Genomic DNA, 18,254 nt, shown 5'->3' with positions numbered 1-18,254 from the left:
TCACTCTTCCTTGTCTACGGTCGCTGAGCGAAGTCGAAGTGATGGTCTACCTGTCTACCTTGTCTTACCTCAACCCCAATCTTAAAAAACCTACCCTTGTGAGCTACAAGAGGGGGGAGGACTAAGGATGCTTCGCTTTTTTTGCACGGGGGGAGGACAGAGGATGCTTCGCTTTTGTTGCATAGGAGAAGGGGAACCGGAATGATTAATGATAAAAGATGTAGCTGCCTATGTCTGGAATATAACACCTTTCTTGCTCCCCTCTCCCCAGGGTGGGAGAGGGGCTGGGGGTGAGGGGCTGGGGGTGAGGGGGTTGTGGCTTAAGTTGACACCAATGGATACTATCGTGCCCCTACAAATGGTGACTTATTGAATTTAGAGACATGGTATAGTGATTCAGTCAACATCAGATTCGTGAGCTTCTTCCCAAATCTCCCAGCCTTCTTTAATTAAATAAAACACGATAATAAATCCGGCAAACGGATCAGCTTGCCAGAAGCCAAACCAGTAATTCCCCGCTAACCCTAAAAACAATGCCACTGAAAGGAAGGAACACACCAATGTTTCTTTAGCATCAGCAATCAATGCCCTACTATTGAGTTGTTTGCCAACTTTATTTTTTTGCCATGCCAACAGGGGCATAATCATCAATGAAAGTAGAGCCAGAAGTATACCCATAAATGATGGCTCTGGAACATCTTGGTTAATTAACTTTCTCAGGGATTCAAATCCAATATACCCAGCCATTAAGAAAAATGTAATTGCCACAAACTGGGTAGCTTGTCGCTCAATTTTGGCTTCAGCTTCCGGTGTTAGGCTTTGATGCTGGCTGAGACGCCAAATTAAAATACATCCTGATAAGGATTCAACAATACTATCGAGTCCAAATCCAATTAATGCAATACTATTATTAATCGCGCCTAAAAAAATAGAAACAATGGCTTCAAGAATGTTATAGCCAACCGTAAAATATTCTAAATAAAGTCCTTTTCGATAAAGCTGGCTCATTAAGAAATACCTCGGCAGGAGTGGTAGGGTTAGTCGATAGGTTCAATACAGGATATGATTAATAACATTTTTTTATTGTACGCCAGGTTGTAATTAGGGCGGGTTTCGTTGTGCCGTTTGAGGTTGGTTAACTCATTTTAACCCTAAACCCGCCCCTACATCTTTGGCGTGCGATCGCGCCGGAAAATCCAGTGGGTTTTGTTGTCCGGTTTTAGGTTAATCTATCAATCTGATATCGTGGCATAAAATCCCCTGTAGGGGCGGGTTTAGAACGAAAATTAACCGAGAAACCAATAATGTTTCTACAAAACCCGCCCTTCCCCACTTAAACCTTAACCTTGACACTCATGTCTAACATGCGCTGAATCGGTTGTAACGCCGCAATCCGAATGTGTTCAGGTAAGGTAATTTCTGGCTGACGTTGCTTCATCGCTAGATAAAGTTTTTCCAGCGTATTTAACCGCATGAACGGACATTCATTGCAGTTACAATTATTCGTGGCAGGCGCTGGAATAAAGCGCTTATCGGGCATTTGCTTTTGCATTTGGTGAATAATTCCCGGTTCTGTCGCCACAATAAACTTGGAACGGGGACTGGTTTGCGAATACTTCAACAGCGCGGTGGTTGAGCCAATATAGCTGGCGTGACGTAATACTGGAGGTTCGCATTCGGGATGAGCAATTACCTCGGCGTCAGGATGTTCAATCTGTAGCTGGACTATTCTTTTTTCTGAGAAGGTTTCGTGAACAATACAGCTTCCTTGCCATAGGAGCAAATCACGACCTGTCTGCTGCATCACATAGCGTCCTAAATTCCGATCTGGGGCAAAAATAATCGGTTGATCCGGGGGAATTTGCTGGACAATATCGATGGCGTTGGAACTGGTGCAAATAATGTCGCTCATCGCCTTAATTTCGGCGGAGCAATTGATATAAGAGATGACCAAATGGTCAGGGTGTTCTGCCTTAAACTGGGCAAATGCATCCGGGGGACAACTATCAGCCAGAGAGCAACCTGCCTCTAAATCGGGTAGAAGAACAAGTTTGTTGGGATTGAGAATTTTGGCAGTTTCTGCCATGAAATGAACACCCGCGAAGACAATAACATCTGCATCTGTATCAGCAGCTTGGCGGGAAAGTCCTAAAGAATCGCCAATATAATCGGCAATATCTTGAATATCGGGGTCTTGGTAGTAGTGGGCAAGGATAACGGCGTTGAGTTCCCGCTTGAGGGTGTCAATGGCGTCAAATAGGTCATCAGGGATTGACCCAAAGGGTTGTTTCGTTTGAGGCAGTACGGTTGTAAACAATGTTGTAAATTACCCGGAATATATACCTTCCAAATTAATTATAGTGAATTTTACCAAAAATAGCAGGGGTGATGTCATTCTTTCTTGACGAATTGGTTTTATGTCATTTGTCTTATGTCATTCGTCGGGGGATTGCGTTTTGGCGACTAACTGGGCAAACTCCTGTAATGCTTCCCCATATTGCTCTCCAGCCACCCAGAACAGATCATTATGACTTGCACCCTCTACCCAGAAGGAGCGTTTCGGTTCAGGGGCGGCGGCAAATAGGCGTTTTCCGTGGGAGAGGGGAATCGTTTCATCAGCAGTACCGTGGATGACTAAGACGGGACAGTTTACCTGGCTAATCTTGTCTAGGTTGGGAAATTTGTCAAAAGGCAAAATCGGGATGGGTAGCACGACGCGAAAGGCTGAGGTGAAACTGCTTTCGAGGATTAAACCTGCCAACGGGTGACGGGTGGCTAAATCGACGGCTGAACCGCCGCCAACAGAACGTCCATAAGCGATAATTTGTTCGGGGGGTACTCCCAGTTGCTCTTTTAAATAGGTAAAGGCGGCGTCACTATCGCGATAGGCATTCTGTTCAGAGGGACTTCCCTGACTGGTGCCATAGCCGCGATAATCGTAGGCAAAGACGCTAAATCCGAGACTGTGCAGATGGTGCAGCAGGGGCTGAATCTCACCTATGTCTTCAGCATTCCCGTGAATATAGAGGATCGTATAGGTAGCTGTCGGATTGGGCAAGTAAACGGCGGAAATCTGGAGATCATCAGCCGTCGTTAATTTGAGAATGTCAGGGGTGTCTGGGTAGCTGGAGGGGCGCGGTAGGAAAATCATCCGATCTGCCATAAAGAAGACGTATACGGCAAAGAAGACGTAGATAAAAATTAGCGATCGCACCAGTCGTTTCCAGCTAAACTCACCTAAGAGCCGTCGTTTGAGAGTTTCTTTATCCATAGCGTTTATTATGGCGCGATCAGAAGTTGTACACTTAGCTTTGCTGCTTTCTTGAGGACATGAAATGGCTTTAGAGTATCCAGAAGACTTAAAGTATCTAGACAGCCACGAGTATGTACGACTCGATGGGGAAATTGCCACGATTGGGATTAGTGCCTTTGCCATCGATCAGTTAGGTGATATCGTGTTCATCGAACTGCCTGATGTGAATAGTGCCTTGGAAAAAGGGGAAACCTTTGGCACGATTGAATCGGTGAAAGCCGTTGAGGATATGTATGCGCCAGTTACGGGAACGGTGATTGAACGCAACGATGCTGTCGTAGAATCACCTGAACAGATTGCGGAAGATCCTTACGGTGAAGGGTGGTTTCTGAAAGTGCGAGTCAATGATTCCGATGAATTGGAAGACACGTTGTCGGCGTCTGAATATCAGGCTCAGGTTGAGGGCGAGGAGTAAGCTGAAGGGTGCAGGGGGAGCAATGTAGAGACGTAGCTTGCTACGTCTGGAAGCAGGGGAAGCAGGGGAAGCAGGGGAAGCAGGGGAAGCGGGGGAAGCGAATTAACAAATGACGAATGACAGCACAATTATGAATGGTTTGTTAAAAAATAATAAGGAGTCACGCTGACTCTAGCGGCTTGATGCACCAAAACACCTTGAATGAATCGGTTTGATATGGCGAACTCAAATGTCTCAGTTAATCCAGACACAACCCTCAATAGCTTCTCTCATGATTCTCAGCCGACGCTTTCGGCGGCGGATCATCTCCTATCAACTGATTCTTTTGCCAGACGGCATATTGGTGTCAATGCTGAAGACGTAGCGCAAATGCTGGAGGCATTGGGTTACTCCAGCCTGGATGAATTGATTGATGTCGCGGTTCCCTCAACCATTCGGTTAAATCATCCCCTCAACTTACCCCCCGCCCAAAGTGAAAAAGCTGCCCTTGCCCACCTTCAGGACATTGCCTCAAAAAATCAGGTGTTTCGCTCGTTCATTGGTATGGGGTATCACGACTGTATCACCCCACCCGTGATTCAGCGGAATATTCTGGAAAATCCGGGCTGGTATACCGCCTACACCCCCTATCAAGCTGAAATTGCTCAAGGGCGCCTGGAGGCATTGCTGAACTTTCAAACCCTAATTATTGAGTTAACGGGTTTGGATATCGCTAATTCGTCACTACTGGATGAGGGAACAGCAGCGGCGGAAGCGATGAGTATGAGTTATGGCTTGTGCAGAACCAAAGCCAATGCCTTTTTTGTGTCGCAGGATTGCCATCCGCAAACGATTCAGGTGGTGCAAACCCGTGCCAAACCCTTGGGAATTGAGATTATTGTTGGGGATCATCAGACGTTTGACTTGGAGTCGCCAATTTTTGGGGCATTACTACAATATCCGGCTACCGATGGCACGATTTATGATTATCGGGAGTTTGTTAACCAGGTACATGAGGCGGGCGGTTTAGTCACAGTTGCCGCTGATCCTTTGAGTCTCACCCTGCTTACACCCCCAGGTGAATTCGGTGCGGATATTGCCGTGGGAACGACGCAACGCTTTGGTGTTCCCCTGGGATACGGTGGACCTCATGCGGCATATTTTGCCACCCGTGAGGCGTATAAACGCCAGATTCCGGGGCGAATTGTGGGTGTGTCTAAGGATGCCCAAGGCAAACCCGCTTTGCGCCTTGCCTTACAAACCCGGGAACAGCATATCCGTCGGGATAAAGCCACGAGTAATATTTGTACCGCCCAAGTCTTGCTGGCGGTGATTGCTAGTATGTATGCGGTTTATCATGGACCAGAGGGGCTTAAGCAAATTGCCCAGCGGGTGCATCGGTTAACGGTGATATTGGCAGCCGGGTTGGAACGTTTGGGTTATAACATTAGTTCACAACCGTTCTTTGATACAGTACGGGTTGAGTTAGATAGCCAGGAAATCGGCGATATTCTCAAGGCGGCGCAAGCCAGGGGGATGAATCTGCGGGTGTTGGATGAAAGTGCGATCGCGATTACCCTGGATGAAGTGACAACGTTCCAGGATGTGGTGACTCTCCTGGATATCTTTGGATCAGTTGGTGTCGAGGGTATTGATTCGCTACCGTTTCCTGTAGACGCCCTGCTGAAACGAGAGGTTGACGGGTTTGAACCTCCTTTTGCCCGCACCAGTGGCTATCTTACTGAGTCGGTTTTTCACCGTTATCATTCAGAAACCGAGTTATTGCGCTATCTTCATCGTCTCCAAGCCAAGGATTTATCCCTGACAACTTCAATGATTCCCTTGGGTTCCTGTACGATGAAACTCAATGGCACAGCCGAGATGATGCCAATTACTTGGGCGGAATTTAGCCAGATTCATCCCTTCGCCCCCTTGTCTCAAACCCAAGGATATCAGCTTTTATTCCAGCAGCTTGAGAGGTGGTTGGCTGAAATTACCGGATTTGCCGGGATTTCCTTACAACCTAATGCGGGGGCGCAAGGGGAATATACAGGATTGCTGGTGATTCGCCAGTATCATGAACACCGGGGTGAGGGACATCGCCATATTTGCTTGATTCCCCAATCTGCCCATGGAACCAATCCAGCCAGTGCGGTTATGGCAGGATTAAAGGTGGTTGCTGTTACCTGTGATGACCAAGGAAATATTGATTTAGATGATTTGAAGGCAAAGGCAGAAAAGCACAGCCAGAATTTAGCCGCGTTGATGGTGACATATCCGTCTACCCATGGCGTTTTTGAGGAAGACATTCGCGAAATTTGCGATACGATTCACGCCCAGGGTGGACAAGTGTATTTAGATGGGGCGAATATGAATGCCCAAGTGGGATTATGCCGCCCTGGAGACTATGGGGCAGATGTTTGCCATTTAAATTTACACAAAACCTTTTGTATTCCTCACGGAGGCGGGGGTCCGGGGATGGGACCGATTGGGGTACAGTCTCATTTAGTGCCGTTTTTGCCAGATGTGTCGTTTGTGAAAGGTTATGGATCAGTACCCAATAGTGACTCCGTTGGCGTTGTGGCGTCAGCCCCCTGGGGAAGTGCCAGTATTTTACCGATTTCCTGGATGTATATCGCGTTAATGGGGGCAGATGGGTTAACCCAAGCGACGAAGGTGGCGATTTTGAATGCAAATTATATTGCCCATCGCTTAGCGCCTTATTATCCGATTCTGTATCAAGGGAAATCGGGTTTGGTGGCGCATGAATGTATTTTAGATTTGCGGGGCTTGAAAAAGTCAGCCGGGATTGAGGTGGATGATATTGCCAAGCGGCTAATGGATTATGGATTCCATGCGCCAACAGTATCTTGGCCCGTGGCGGGAACAATGATGGTGGAACCGACAGAAAGCGAGTCGAAGGAAGAGTTGGATCGATTCTGTGATGCGATGATTGGGATTCGCCAGGAGGTTGAGGCGATTGAATCCGGGGAGGTTGATCAGGAGAATAATCTGCTGAAAAATGCCCCCCATACGGCAGAGGTGTTAATTGCTGGGGAATGGAATCGCCCCTATTCTCGCGAACAAGCGGCTTATCCTGCACCCTGGACAAAGGAACACAAGTTCTGGACAGCAGTAGGGCGGATTAACAATGCCTTTGGCGATCGCAATCTGGTTTGTTCTTGTGTGGGGATGGAAGCGTATAGTGAGGATTAATTGGATTGTAGGGGAGGGTTTGACGGATAAGGTGATTGAGCCACAGCGTAGGGGCTTGGTTCCCAAGCCCTTGGTTCCCAATGGAGGTATAATTTTGACTAACAATTCTCCTGATTCAAACCAAGACTGGGATTGGGCAATGTGGAGTGTTGACGCGGTTCAGGGGGAACTCCACCACAAACGCGCCCAAGACTCTTTGCGTGAGTTAGTCAGCAATCTTGACTTAACCTGCCAAGAACAAGTGGGGTTAGAATCAGAAATTGAGGATTTAGCTAACCTCTTGGACAAGCTAGAACACAGTTGTGTGCAACTCGCGGCGTTTGGTATGGTTGGGCGGGGTAAATCCTCTGTCCTTAATGCGTTATTAGGACAACCTGTGTTTGAAACCGGGGCGCTGCATGGGGTGACTCGGAATGCTCAAACGGCGAATTGGCAGTTAAGTCAAGAAACCTTGGCAAACACGGATCAGGAAATCCTGCGCGTAGCGTTACCCAGTATTGGGGAGTCCCAAATTCAGTTTATTGATACGCCAGGGATTGATGAAGTCCATGGGGAAACCCGCGAGGCATTAGCGGTAACGGTTGCCAGACAAGCAGATCTGATTCTATTTATTATCGCTGGGGATATCACCAAAGTCGAGTATGAAGCTCTGTCTCTATTACGAGATAGTGGGAAGCCAATGCTACTCGTCTTTAATAAAATAGACCAATATCCCGACGCCGATCGCGAGGCGATTTATCGTAAAATTCGTGATGAACGGGTCAAACAGTTGTTATCTCCGGCTGAGATTGTCCGGGTGGCGGCTGCACCGTTAGAAGCAGTAGCTGTGCGTCGTGCTGATGGGAGTCGGGCGATTCAACGGCGTCTGGGAACTCCCCAGATAGAAGAATTAAAGCTGAAAATATTGGAAATTTTGCACCGGGAAGGTAAATCCTTAGTCGCCCTAAATTCGATGATGTACGCGGGTGAGGTGAATGAACAACTGGTGCAACGGAAAATGGCGATTCGGGAAGAAAGTGCCAATCAGGTGATCTGGAAAGCGGTGATGACCAAAGCCGTCGCGATCGCACTCAATCCAGTTACGGTTCTGGATCTACTCACGGCAACGGTTGTAGATGTAGTGATGATTCTAGCATTATCTCGCCTCTACGGTATCTCCATGACCCAGCAAGGTGCGGTGGGATTGCTGCAGAAAATTGCCCTGAGTATGGGCGGAATTGGTGCAAGCGAAGTTTTAGCCACATTGGGATTGAGTAGTATTAAGGGATTGTTAGGACTTTCTGCGCCTGCAACTGGAGGAGTTACCTTAGCGCCTTATCTGTCTGTCGCTATGACTCAGGCGGGTGTCGCGGGGGTTTCCACTTATGCAATTGGACAAGTGACGAAAGTTTATTTAGCCAATGGTGCGTCTTGGGGAGAAGACGCCCCGAAAACTGTCGTCAGTCGCATTCTGGAATCATTAGATGAAACTTCAATTCTCAATCGGATTAAAGGAGAATTGGCAGCGAAATTAGGAAGTACGTCTTAATCTCAACACGCCCTTGCTCCCCCCGCTTCCCCCGCTTCCCCCTCACCCCATCAACGCCGAGAGGGTCCCGGATTAAGCAGTTGAACTTCGCTAATCCGAATCACGTAAGGATGATACTTATCTTCTTGAAAAGAGCCAACCCAAACTTTATACTCCCCTGCTAACCACTGACCCGAAATTCCAGGATTTTTGCCGTCAGCATCATCATTACACCAACTTCCACCAGGACCCCTCACCAATAGAGTAGTATCCTCCGGGCTTTCCACTTGTAAGCTGAGATAGTTGAAAAAAGACGTTAACTCTAGGATATGATCAGGCTGTTCATCAATAAATCCGATACAAGAACCAGTTGGTGTTTCTCTACGACCCGAAACATTTGGCGTTGAAACGGAACCGCCACTGATCCCCCGAATAATCAACGGATCAGGTGAAAATCGTCGCCCCAGTTTTACGTTCTCAAATATGGGTTGCGGTGCGGCGGATTGAGCGTCAACGGCGGGAGTCATCAATAGTCCACTGGCAAATGTGGCTGTGGCAAGTGCTGTCCCCCAGCGCCAGAGTCTCAAGACACTTACCGGGGAGTCGGAGAGTAAGGAGAGAGGTGACATAGTGGTTAGGCGAGAAGGGTGTCTTTTATTCATAACTGAGCGATTCCATCTTTGGGGAATCTCTGGGATTGTGTTTTTGGCTTTGGCACGAGGTTGTACAGTTGGCAAAATGATCAGAGGCGTATTCTTATTGAATATTAACAGCTCGATGTGGTTAGTATGGACGCGAATGTTGCAAATTGTGTTCCGCTATTAATTATCAGGAAATGGCTATAATACATAAATAATCGGCTATCCTATATTTAGACTGTCTACGAATTGTCTGAGCCGTTTTTGGGTAAAATACCAGAGGAACCCCCTTTTGCCATGGCGATTGAAATCGCTGCTATACGAATGTATGCGAAGCCTTCCTGAAGAGTAGTTCGCAAGGTAAGGACTGGGTTATAAGGGGAATAGTTAACCCGAATTTGGTATGACAGCTTACGGCTGAAGTTGTGATAGTTCCTGTTGGATTTGCGCGATCGCACGTTCTAATTGTTCCACTCGCTCTGGGTTGACAGAAGCGGCGGTGCGATCGGGTTGGGGAAGTTGATCGATGGTCTGTTTGAGAGCTACGATAATCCCAGCTAACGTCTCAATCTGTTCTAATTCAGGACGCTGCCTGAATTTTTGATTCAATTCATCAAGTTTTGATTGTAGGGGAGCCAGAGAACCTCGTAACGCCTTTTGCTTCTCATTAATTGCCTCAACGGTAGAGACAACAGCAGACAGTTCCTCTCTAGACATCTGATTCGAGTCAGGTTGCTTCAGTTGAGCGATATCTGCACGTAAGGTTTGGATATCTCGGCTTAAATTGTCAATTTGAGTGCGATCGTTGATCTTGCGCCGAAGCTGTTGGACAACACGACGGCGGTTAATTAGATTGAGTAACAGGGAAATCGCTAAAGGCGCTAATCCATAAATTATCTGTTCAGATATAACTGCTACTATTGCTCCTACAAATGAGGCGGCAATAGCAACAGATTCAGCGATGAAAAGCCAGTTTGTTTTGTCATTTGCCATTTGTCAAGGGAACAGGAAACAGGGAATAGGGAATAGGGAACGGGAATGAATACAGCCATTCGGTAATAGTCAGGGCGGGTTTAGTTACATTTATGGTTAGGTGAAAAACGATAGTAGTAAAACCCGCCCCTACACAAACCTGAAGACGTGCCATGGCACATCCCTACAAATCTTATATAGCACTACGCATTAAGGTTAGGACATAAAAGAAAAATTAAAATCGCTTGACCCTGAATTTCGACAGGACTTCGGACGTTCGGCGAGCGCTCAGTCGAGCCGCGCTCACGCCGAAGTCCGAGGTGTTGCCTATTGCCTATTTCCCTGGCGCGTAGCGCTATAACTGCTGCCAAACTTTAACTGTACCATCCCGATTTCCTCCTGCTAACCACTGACCATCTGGACTGAGAGCCACAGATACCACAGAACCAGCATCGTTATTGTCCAAGACAAGCAACGGTTCATCGATGCCTAGCCACCAGATCTTAATCGTACCGTCTGCATGAGCCGCGATCGCACTTTGCCCGTTATCGCTAAAAATAATCGACATGGCGGGGGCACAGGGACATTGCCAACTCTCTACCCGTTCAGCACTATCGAGTTGCCATACCTTCAGAGTACCATCGGTACAGGCAGCAGCTAACCGATGCCCATCGGGACTTAAGGCAAGGGAGTTGATTGAACTCAGATTATCGGTGAGACTGAAGTCTAGATCAAACGGCTGAACATGCCATAAATCAATAATGCCATCTCCGCCGCCACTGGCAAGGGTTTTGCCATCTGGACTTAAGGCGATCGCGGATAATCTTCCGGCGTCTTGAACTAAATCCTGCACAAATTTTCCCTGATCCAAGTGCCATAGCTTAATGGTTTGATCAAAGCTACCACTGATCAGAGTTTGGTTATCTGGCATAATCACCAGCGATCGCACCGAACCGTTATGACCTGTCAACGTATGGCATAATTCTCCAGTCTCTAGTTTCCAGACCTTAATCGTCTGATCAAATCCCCCACTCGCCAGCCATTTACCATCAGGGCTTAAGCTAAGACAGAGGACTCCCTGTTGATGATCACTAAATGTGTGAATCAGATCCCCCGTCTCTAGATGCCACAGCTTCACGGTTTTATCTAAACTACCACTGGCAAGAATTTGTCCATCTGAACTTATTGCCAAAGCACTAACCCAATCCTGATGTCCTTTCAGAGTGAATCGGAAGTCCCAATTGGGTAGGATTGGTTCAGGAACAAAAGCACTCGGATACGCTCTCATATCTTCTTCCCAGACGCGCCATGGCGCGTCTCTACAGACGTCCCCAGCTTCCCCAGCTTCCCCCGCTTCCCCAGCTTCCCCAGCTCCCCCAGCTCTCCTCACAGGGGAAACGGATTCAGACGCGACAGGAAACAGGGATGGTTCACCCCCCGCCTCTGTATGCCAAGGGGTTGGTTGTTCTGGATTGGTAGCAAAAGGGATTTGGTATTGTAGCTGCTCAAGATCGGCAGTGATTTGTGCGATCGCGGCTTCTAATTGCTCGATGTGGTTTGGCAATGAAGCACTATTGAGATAATCCACAACATTCCGCAGCGATTGCTCCACGCTAACCATTCGAGCTTGAAGTTGGGCAATTTTGATCGCCCCTAATTCCGAAGCGGGATTCTCAATTTGAGCCAGATAGTCGGGGAGTTTTGCTTGTAGAGAGGCGAGTGCTTGCTTAAGTTGCTGTTGGTATAACGATTGACTCTCTTGGGACAGTTGTCGATGTAATTGCGCCATGGCTCCCGTTAACCGATTTCGGCTTTGTTGCTCAAACCGAAGGCGATTGATCAGATTGAGCAACAGGGCAATTGACAATGGAACCGCCCCATAGATAATTTCACCAGACGCCGCCGCGACAGCCCAGCCAATGATTGAGACAGCAACAAAGATACACTCGGCAATTTTCAGACGGTGAGTTAGCATTCCCTGTCATGAGAATTCATCTATAGTCTTGGAATTATGAATTATGAACAAACAAATTACGTAGCTTGCTTCTTTTCGGGAGCGAGTATGACGAATGACAAATGATATAAACAAATGACGAATGACAAATATAGCAGCTACCTTGACAGGTTAGGACATTCTGTACTGTTCCCTGTTCCCTGTGACACACCGAGCGTGTTACCGAGCGAAGTCGAGGTAAGTCGAGGTGTTCCCTGTTCCCCAATCTCAACCGTTAACTCTAATTGTGTCCACCTACTTATAATTAAAGACCAAGAACCATTCTGGCAATATTAAAATAAATCAACACACCCAACACATCAACCGCCGTCGTAATAAACGGGGCTGACATCAAAGCCGGATCTAATCCCAGGGAACGGAACAGAAACGGTAACGCCGAACCCGCTACCGATGCCAGAATCGCGATCGCGACTAAACTGATACCCACAGCAACGGCAACAAAGATATCATCTCTGAGCAGATACGCCCAAAGCGTTGCCACTGAGCCTAAAATCGTTCCCAGTAGCGCTCCTGCCATAGCTTCACGCCCGATCACTTGCAATGAACCCATATCTCGAATTTCGTCAGTGTTTAAACCACGAATCACCACCGTTGACGATTGAGCGCCCACATTTCCCCCTGTACCCGTTAACAGAGGAATAAATGCCGCCAGCGCCACAACTCTCTGTAAGATGTCTGCTTGAGAGTTAATGATGGTGGCAGTCACACTGTTTGTCAGTAACAACACAAATAACCAAACCACTCGTTTGCGGGCAACAGTAATTAAGTTGGTTTGAAAGTAATTATCGCGCCCAGATTGTACCCCACCCCCTAAGGCATAGATATCTTCAGTGGTTTCTCGTTCTAAAATATCGATCACATCATCAACGGTGACAATCCCCACTAAACGATGTTCTCGATCAACCACAGGTACAGCCAGAAAGTCGTAACGTTGGATTAACCGCGCCACGTCTTCTTGATCGGTATCGGTGTGAACACAAACGGCATCGCGACTCATTACTTCACCTAGAGTTTGTTCCGGTGGAGACACGACTAAATCCCGCAATGAAACGATTCCACTCAGATGTCGTTCTGCATCAGTGACATAAACGTAATAAATCGTCTCCGTGGTACTGGCTAAACTCCGAATCCGTTCCAGAGTTTCGCCCAAGGTTAAGCTTTCTTTCAGGGAAATATACTCCGGCGTCATGATTCGCCCGGCGGTATCGGCTTCATAACCGAGGAGTTGAGCAGTGGCTTGGCGTTCCTGGGGACTCAGTTGGGCGAGCAAACGGCGAACAACTTTGGCGGGCAATTCATCAAATAATCGCACTCGATCATCGGGAGACATTTTGTCCACGATGTCAAGTACCTCTTGGCGTTTAAATTCCTCGATCAGCGATTGTTGGACACTAGAGTCAAGGTACTCGTAAACTTCGATCGCCTCAGCTTTCGAGAGTAAGCGGAACGCGATAACCTGTAGGGCGTCGGGCAATCCTTCGATCGCGTCGGCGATGTCCACCGGTTGTACAGGAACTAATACCTGTTTAGCGCCCTGAAAGTTTTCTTGTTCCAACAGCATTTGCAGTTGAGTCCGAACTAACTCTCGCAATTCACTGCGCGATCCCGTCTGGAGGGGAATGTTGTTTTCTCTTAATTCAGACATAATCAGCCTGGATAGTTCTATACTGTGCTAGAGCCGGATTGCAAGAGTTGAATGGTGAGAGTTCTCCTCGAAGTATCCGAGGGTCATTGATGAATTACCTCAGCTAGCGCTCACTGCCGATGTCCGACACAGATGTCGATCACGGATTCTTAAGTCTTCAGTTTAACTTCAAGTGGTCTCTAGGTGTTTACTGAGGGATGAAGAATGCGCGGCAAACTGCCCTCTAAAACTAAACGCGATCGCGACGAAATGAGATATGAAGATTAAAACAAACTTTCTGTTTCGGATGAAATAATGAAGTGATTTGATAGCTATTTATTCAGCATACCACTTTGGGTAGAACTAATATACCGTGAGACAGAGACGAAACCATCTAACTGCTGATACCTATCCAAAACCTCCTTTGATGAACTAGGATCAAATTTTTTCTGTCATATCCTTCCCTTAAGGAGAACCATGTCCGTCGAGCAGCCATCTAACTCTCACCTACAGGTAAACTCTTCTCACCCAACCCATATTACCGCATTAGAACAGGAACTCATCGAACTGCGACGCCAAGTCTCCCGACAGACATTACTCAACCAAATTGTGCAAGCGATGCGCGGTACACTGGTGTTGGAAGATATTCTCCAAACTACGGTCGATCAGCTCCATGAAACACTTAATGTCAGTCGCTGTTTGATTTTTCGACCGGATGATGAGTCGCAAATGAGAGCGCATCACGTTTCTGAAGCGACCGCCCAACGGGAGAGTATTTTGGGGGTCTACTGTGATTTTTATCGGTATCACCACCAGGAATTGAGCCAGGGTGAGCTTGTGGTTGTCCCGCAAATTACTCCCAATTTTCCCGATGTGTTAATCGAGGCGGCGCAGGAATGTGAAATTCGCGCTATTTTAATTGTGCCGTTGCTTTACCAAAATTCCTATATTGGCGGAATTAGTCTACACCAGTGTGATCAGGCACGGGAATGGAACCGAGAGGATATTGAGTTTGTCCAAGCCATTGCCGATCATTGTGCGATCGCGATTCATCAAGCCCAAGTGTATGCTAAGTTACAACGTGAATTGAGAGAACGTCACCAGGTAGAAGAAGCACTCCGGCAAAGTGAAACCCGCTTCCGCACGGTGCTGAAACATGCACCATTGGTGGTGTTTAATCAAGATCAGGAGTTACGCTACACTTGGGCTTACAATGTGGTTCCTGATGATGACGTGGATGCTATATTGGGAAAAACCGACAGCGAACTCCTAGCCCCCCAAGAAGCACAACCGTTAATATCCATCAAGCAGCGTGTATTGACCAGTGGGATAGGAATGCGAGAGGAAGTCTCTCTCACCATTAATGGTGAACTTCGATACTACGATTTGACCGTCGAACCCTTACGCAACTCAATCGGAGACATAGAGGGAATTACCTGCGCGGCAATGGATATTAGCGATCGCAAATACATCGAGAATCAGCTTAAGATTTCCTTACAGCAAAAGGAAGTACTGTTCCAAGAAATTCACCATCGGGTCAAAAATAACCTACAACTTGTCTCTAGCCTGCTTGATCTCCAATCACAGCAAATTGATGACCCTGATATTTTTGCCCTCTTCCAAGCCAGCCAGAACCGAATCAAATCAATGGCTCTTATCCATGAGGAACTCTATCAATTTGATCACTTGCAGCGGATTAACTTTCTCAATTATATTGAAAATCTTACCTATCATTTGATTCAAACCTATGCTATTCATCCCGAATCTATTCGTCTACACCTTAATATCGATCAAGATTTAAACCTTGATCTGTCAACCGCAATTTATTGCGGATTAATTCTTAACGAACTCATCTCTAATGCCTTAAAACATGCCTTTAAAGCAAACAATTACAAAGGTCATATATGGATTGAAATTTATTCAAAGAAAAAAGAGAACCCAAAAAATAAATTGATCGTGGGTAATAACAAGCCAACACCAATTGAATGGATCGACTTTAATTCGCCCAAAAGCTTGGGGTTGCAATTAGTCCGCGCTTTAGTGGCACAGCTTAATGGCAAGCTGGAAATAAAGAAAGCTAATAATACAGTCTTTGAAATTGAATTTTAATCAGAAAATAGTTAAGATTGCACCATAAAAAAATATTCATAAATACTTAGACGCCCGATACCCCTACCCTCTGACCTTCCCATCCTTCTTTTTGACTATCCGCCTTGTTCGCAAATCTCAAAAGCGTACTCTTGGGTTTCTTGCAGCTCTTGCAAGACCGATGTATCAACCGTCTGAATATCTGACTGACTTGAGCTAGCTAACTTCTCCTCAACTTGATCAAATTGCTGCTGGGCTTCAGCAACAGCTAATTCTGCCTCACTACAAGTCTGTGTGGCTAATTCATCGAATTGATTATTACATCCAGATCCGAAAAAAACTAGCAATAATAATCCCGCACTGAACTGAATTTTTTTTGCCGGAATCAGGGGAGAAAATTTCATACCCAGAGAATTAAATTCACTAGAGCTACATTACTAACTACTCAGATTTATCCAGCTTTCAGGACTATTACTCTATTTTTGGTATTCCGATTATTAAAAAATGTTAAATAAATTGACTTTGAGTTATAATTAACTCGATTTTACCGACAAATTAAAGAATCGATAATGATGCCAACGGCTTTTATAAATTTCTGACTTTAGTTAATTAAAACTACACAGACAGATCCTCGACAACTCCTACGAAGTCGGGGATCTTGCTTAGAGACTGTACCTCATCAAGCTCAAGTTTAATTGTATCCAACGACTTAGAGTAACTTTTTTGGGGAAGACAGTGTCGTTATCCGACGTAGTTTTTGGTCATTCGTCATTCGTTCTTTGTCACTTCTCTAACCCAGCTTCCCCATCTCCCCCATCTCCCTCTAGAGCCGTTGAAGATTCTTCTGTAACTGTCGTTCTTGTCGCTGAAGTTGCTCAACCAATTCAATTTCTCGCAAACTACCGGGTTGAATATCCGTCGTTTCTCGGAGTTTTTGGGCAAGTTGGTAACAAAATTGACATCGTTCTAAAATCTGGAGAATCGAAGGGGCAAACTTGGCAAATAGGACTTCATCATCTCCGGTAAAACCACGAGGATCAATCTTCTTGACTAGATCATCTTCCGGTTGGTAGTTGGACTTTAATTTATTGATTAACTGCGCCACTGCGACAAGATCTTGTTTCTCGTTTAGTAGGGGCCAAGCCAAAATGGTATAGGTGCGGTATCCGGTACGGCGATCTGTCTTCTGCGCCATCTCGGAGCGCGGATCATCATAGACATCAAAGGGAATGTTAATTACTTTTAAGGAAAAGGCGGCGAGACTAGCAATTCCTTTGTTAGCCGGAATATCGATCAGCAGACTACCGCCGTCTCCATCCTCAGCAATCAGTGAACCCAATTCTTGTCGTTCTCGATCCAATAAAAAAATACTGGTGCGATCCGCACGCAGCAAATTCCCGACTTTGCGGGTGAGGCGACCCAATAGTTGGCAAAGTGTTCTCACCAGTGTTTGTAATGCTTGGTCAACAGCACTCACCCCATGGCTGTAGGAGTAAGCCAAGAACTCACCCACTTCAATCGGTGAGTCAAAAACTAGATTCTGCTGGCTATCTAAACCAGCCACATCCTGCCAGTCCAATTCTAAGACCTGACAAAGTTCGACAAAGTTTAGTCCTTTAACGGGTTGTCCCTTGAGAAAGTGATTTAGGGTATCTAACGATAGTCCCAGGGCTTCCGCCAGTTCGCGATCGCGCCCCTGACTCTTATTGCGCCAAGCTTGTTTGACTTTGAGAATAGACTGGGGATGCACACTAAATGACCGAATCATTGTTCTTCGTGGCATTCCTCTCCCGTTCAATCTAAGATTATCATCGGAAAATAATGCCACGCCTCCATGTAGGTTTACAAATACGTGACATAACGAAGTAAGCGACTGTGTTTATCGGTTACTTCGATTTAACCAGAGGAGCTGACTGGTACCCATCTGAACGGTTGGTCTGATCCTAGATTAAAACGCTGTCTGTTCTTTTTACTACGATTTGTGTAAAATCTTTACGCTTCTAGCAAGAGAGCATGTCAAGGAAAGCCTATGACTTGCCCCACTCTTGAACAGCAACGCTGAAGTTATAGTAGTAGACACATCGATTAGGACAAATGAACTGTTGTAGAGACGTTGCATGCAACGTCTCTACCATAAGATGCGTCCTAACCGCTATGGCGATTGCTATAATGGCTACGCATACAAATTTTTTGCTATAATTCTGTAGTATTAGATACAAAAAAACAATACAAAAAAAGACGCTGCTGTTTATTCAGTCCATTCAGCAACGCCCCAGCATTGAGTTTTCTAATCCTATCTATACAAATGGTAGCTAACTGATCAGAAACTGTTTGCAGTCACTGTTCCACCCCTTTAACTGTCACACCCGATTGAGCAGAAAAAATAACGTATGAGCCTGTTTCTGGAATTTATGAAACAAAAAACGCTGCTGTTATTCAGTCCATTCAGCAACGCCTTAGTAATTGAGTTTTCTAATCCTGGATACAT

At 46.3% G+C, this 18,254-nt stretch carries 13 protein-coding genes; 4 read left to right on the top strand and 9 right to left on the bottom strand.

Annotated elements, in window-relative coordinates; all coding sequences use genetic code 11:
• Positions 1–396: 396 nt before the first annotated feature.
• The 3 genes from RH949_RS27480 to RH949_RS27470 all read right to left on the bottom strand — a co-directional run bounded on the left by RH949_RS27480 (position 397) and on the right by RH949_RS27470 (position 3,271).
• A complete protein-coding gene (locus RH949_RS27480; protein ID WP_446357622.1) occupies positions 397–1,008 on the bottom strand; it encodes a cation diffusion facilitator family transporter in 612 nt (203 codons plus the stop codon).
• A gap of 325 nt (positions 1,009–1,333) precedes the next feature.
• Positions 1,334–2,317, bottom strand: a complete 984-nt coding sequence (gene nadA / locus RH949_RS27475) for a quinolinate synthase NadA (RefSeq protein WP_446357620.1) — start codon at positions 2,315–2,317, stop codon at positions 1,334–1,336.
• Positions 2,318–2,434: 117 nt separating this feature from the next.
• On the bottom strand, positions 2,435–3,271 hold the full coding sequence (locus RH949_RS27470; protein WP_446357618.1) for an alpha/beta hydrolase: 837 nt from the start codon (positions 3,269–3,271) through the stop codon (positions 2,435–2,437).
• A gap of 64 nt (positions 3,272–3,335) precedes the next feature.
• On the opposite strand from RH949_RS27470, the gene gcvH reads away from it, so the two are divergent.
• The 3 genes from gcvH to RH949_RS27455 all read left to right on the top strand — a co-directional run bounded on the left by gcvH (position 3,336) and on the right by RH949_RS27455 (position 8,451).
• Positions 3,336–3,728 (top strand): glycine cleavage system protein GcvH, encoded by a 393-nt coding sequence (gene gcvH, locus RH949_RS27465; RefSeq protein ID WP_006099823.1) that lies wholly within the window; start codon positions 3,336–3,338, stop codon positions 3,726–3,728.
• 216 nt (positions 3,729–3,944) lie between these two features.
• Positions 3,945–6,923, top strand: a complete 2,979-nt coding sequence (gene gcvP / locus RH949_RS27460; protein WP_446357616.1) for an aminomethyl-transferring glycine dehydrogenase — start codon at positions 3,945–3,947, stop codon at positions 6,921–6,923.
• A 139-nt stretch (positions 6,924–7,062) separates the two neighbouring features.
• The gene (locus RH949_RS27455) at positions 7,063–8,451 is read left to right on the top strand and encodes a GTP-binding protein (protein ID WP_446357628.1); all 1,389 of its coding nucleotides are present in this window, start codon (positions 7,063–7,065) and stop codon (positions 8,449–8,451) included.
• Positions 8,452–8,501: 50 nt separating this feature from the next.
• Here the strand turns inward: RH949_RS27455 and RH949_RS27450 are convergent, their stop codons facing one another.
• The 4 genes from RH949_RS27450 to mgtE all read right to left on the bottom strand — a co-directional run bounded on the left by RH949_RS27450 (position 8,502) and on the right by mgtE (position 13,699).
• On the bottom strand, positions 8,502–9,059 hold the full coding sequence (locus RH949_RS27450) for a hypothetical protein (RefSeq protein WP_006099715.1): 558 nt from the start codon (positions 9,057–9,059) through the stop codon (positions 8,502–8,504).
• 420 nt (positions 9,060–9,479) lie between these two features.
• Positions 9,480–10,061 carry a hypothetical protein gene (locus tag RH949_RS27445; RefSeq protein WP_006099628.1) on the bottom strand — a complete coding sequence of 194 codons (582 nt, stop codon included), beginning with the start codon at positions 10,059–10,061 and terminating at the stop codon, positions 9,480–9,482.
• A gap of 334 nt (positions 10,062–10,395) precedes the next feature.
• Positions 10,396–11,328 carry a WD40 repeat domain-containing protein gene (locus RH949_RS27440; RefSeq protein ID WP_446357626.1) on the bottom strand — a complete coding sequence of 311 codons (933 nt, stop codon included), beginning with the start codon at positions 11,326–11,328 and terminating at the stop codon, positions 10,396–10,398.
• A 970-nt stretch (positions 11,329–12,298) separates the two neighbouring features.
• The gene (mgtE, locus tag RH949_RS27435) at positions 12,299–13,699 is read right to left on the bottom strand and encodes a magnesium transporter (protein WP_446357613.1); all 1,401 of its coding nucleotides are present in this window, start codon (positions 13,697–13,699) and stop codon (positions 12,299–12,301) included.
• Between the two features lie 456 nt (positions 13,700–14,155).
• On the opposite strand from mgtE, the gene RH949_RS27430 reads away from it, so the two are divergent.
• Entirely contained in the window at positions 14,156–15,787 is a 1,632-nt protein-coding gene (locus RH949_RS27430; RefSeq protein ID WP_006099637.1) for a histidine kinase dimerization/phosphoacceptor domain -containing protein, read from the top strand.
• Positions 15,788–15,882: 95 nt separating this feature from the next.
• Here the strand turns inward: RH949_RS27430 and RH949_RS27425 are convergent, their stop codons facing one another.
• Positions 15,883–16,170, bottom strand: a complete 288-nt coding sequence (locus RH949_RS27425; RefSeq protein ID WP_006099827.1) for a hypothetical protein — start codon at positions 16,168–16,170, stop codon at positions 15,883–15,885.
• Between the two features lie 419 nt (positions 16,171–16,589).
• A complete protein-coding gene (locus RH949_RS27420; protein WP_446357610.1) occupies positions 16,590–17,549 on the bottom strand; it encodes a GAF domain-containing protein in 960 nt (319 codons plus the stop codon).
• Between the last annotated feature and the right edge of the window lie 705 nt (positions 17,550–18,254).

The sequence above is a fragment of the Coleofasciculus sp. A1-SPW-01 genome (assembly GCF_040217205.1).
Taxonomy (GTDB): Bacteria; Cyanobacteriota; Cyanobacteriia; order Cyanobacteriales; family Coleofasciculaceae; genus Coleofasciculus; species Coleofasciculus chthonoplastes_A.
The sequence above is the reverse complement of the archived record's forward strand: the minus strand, read 5'-3'. Positions and strand labels throughout refer to the sequence as shown.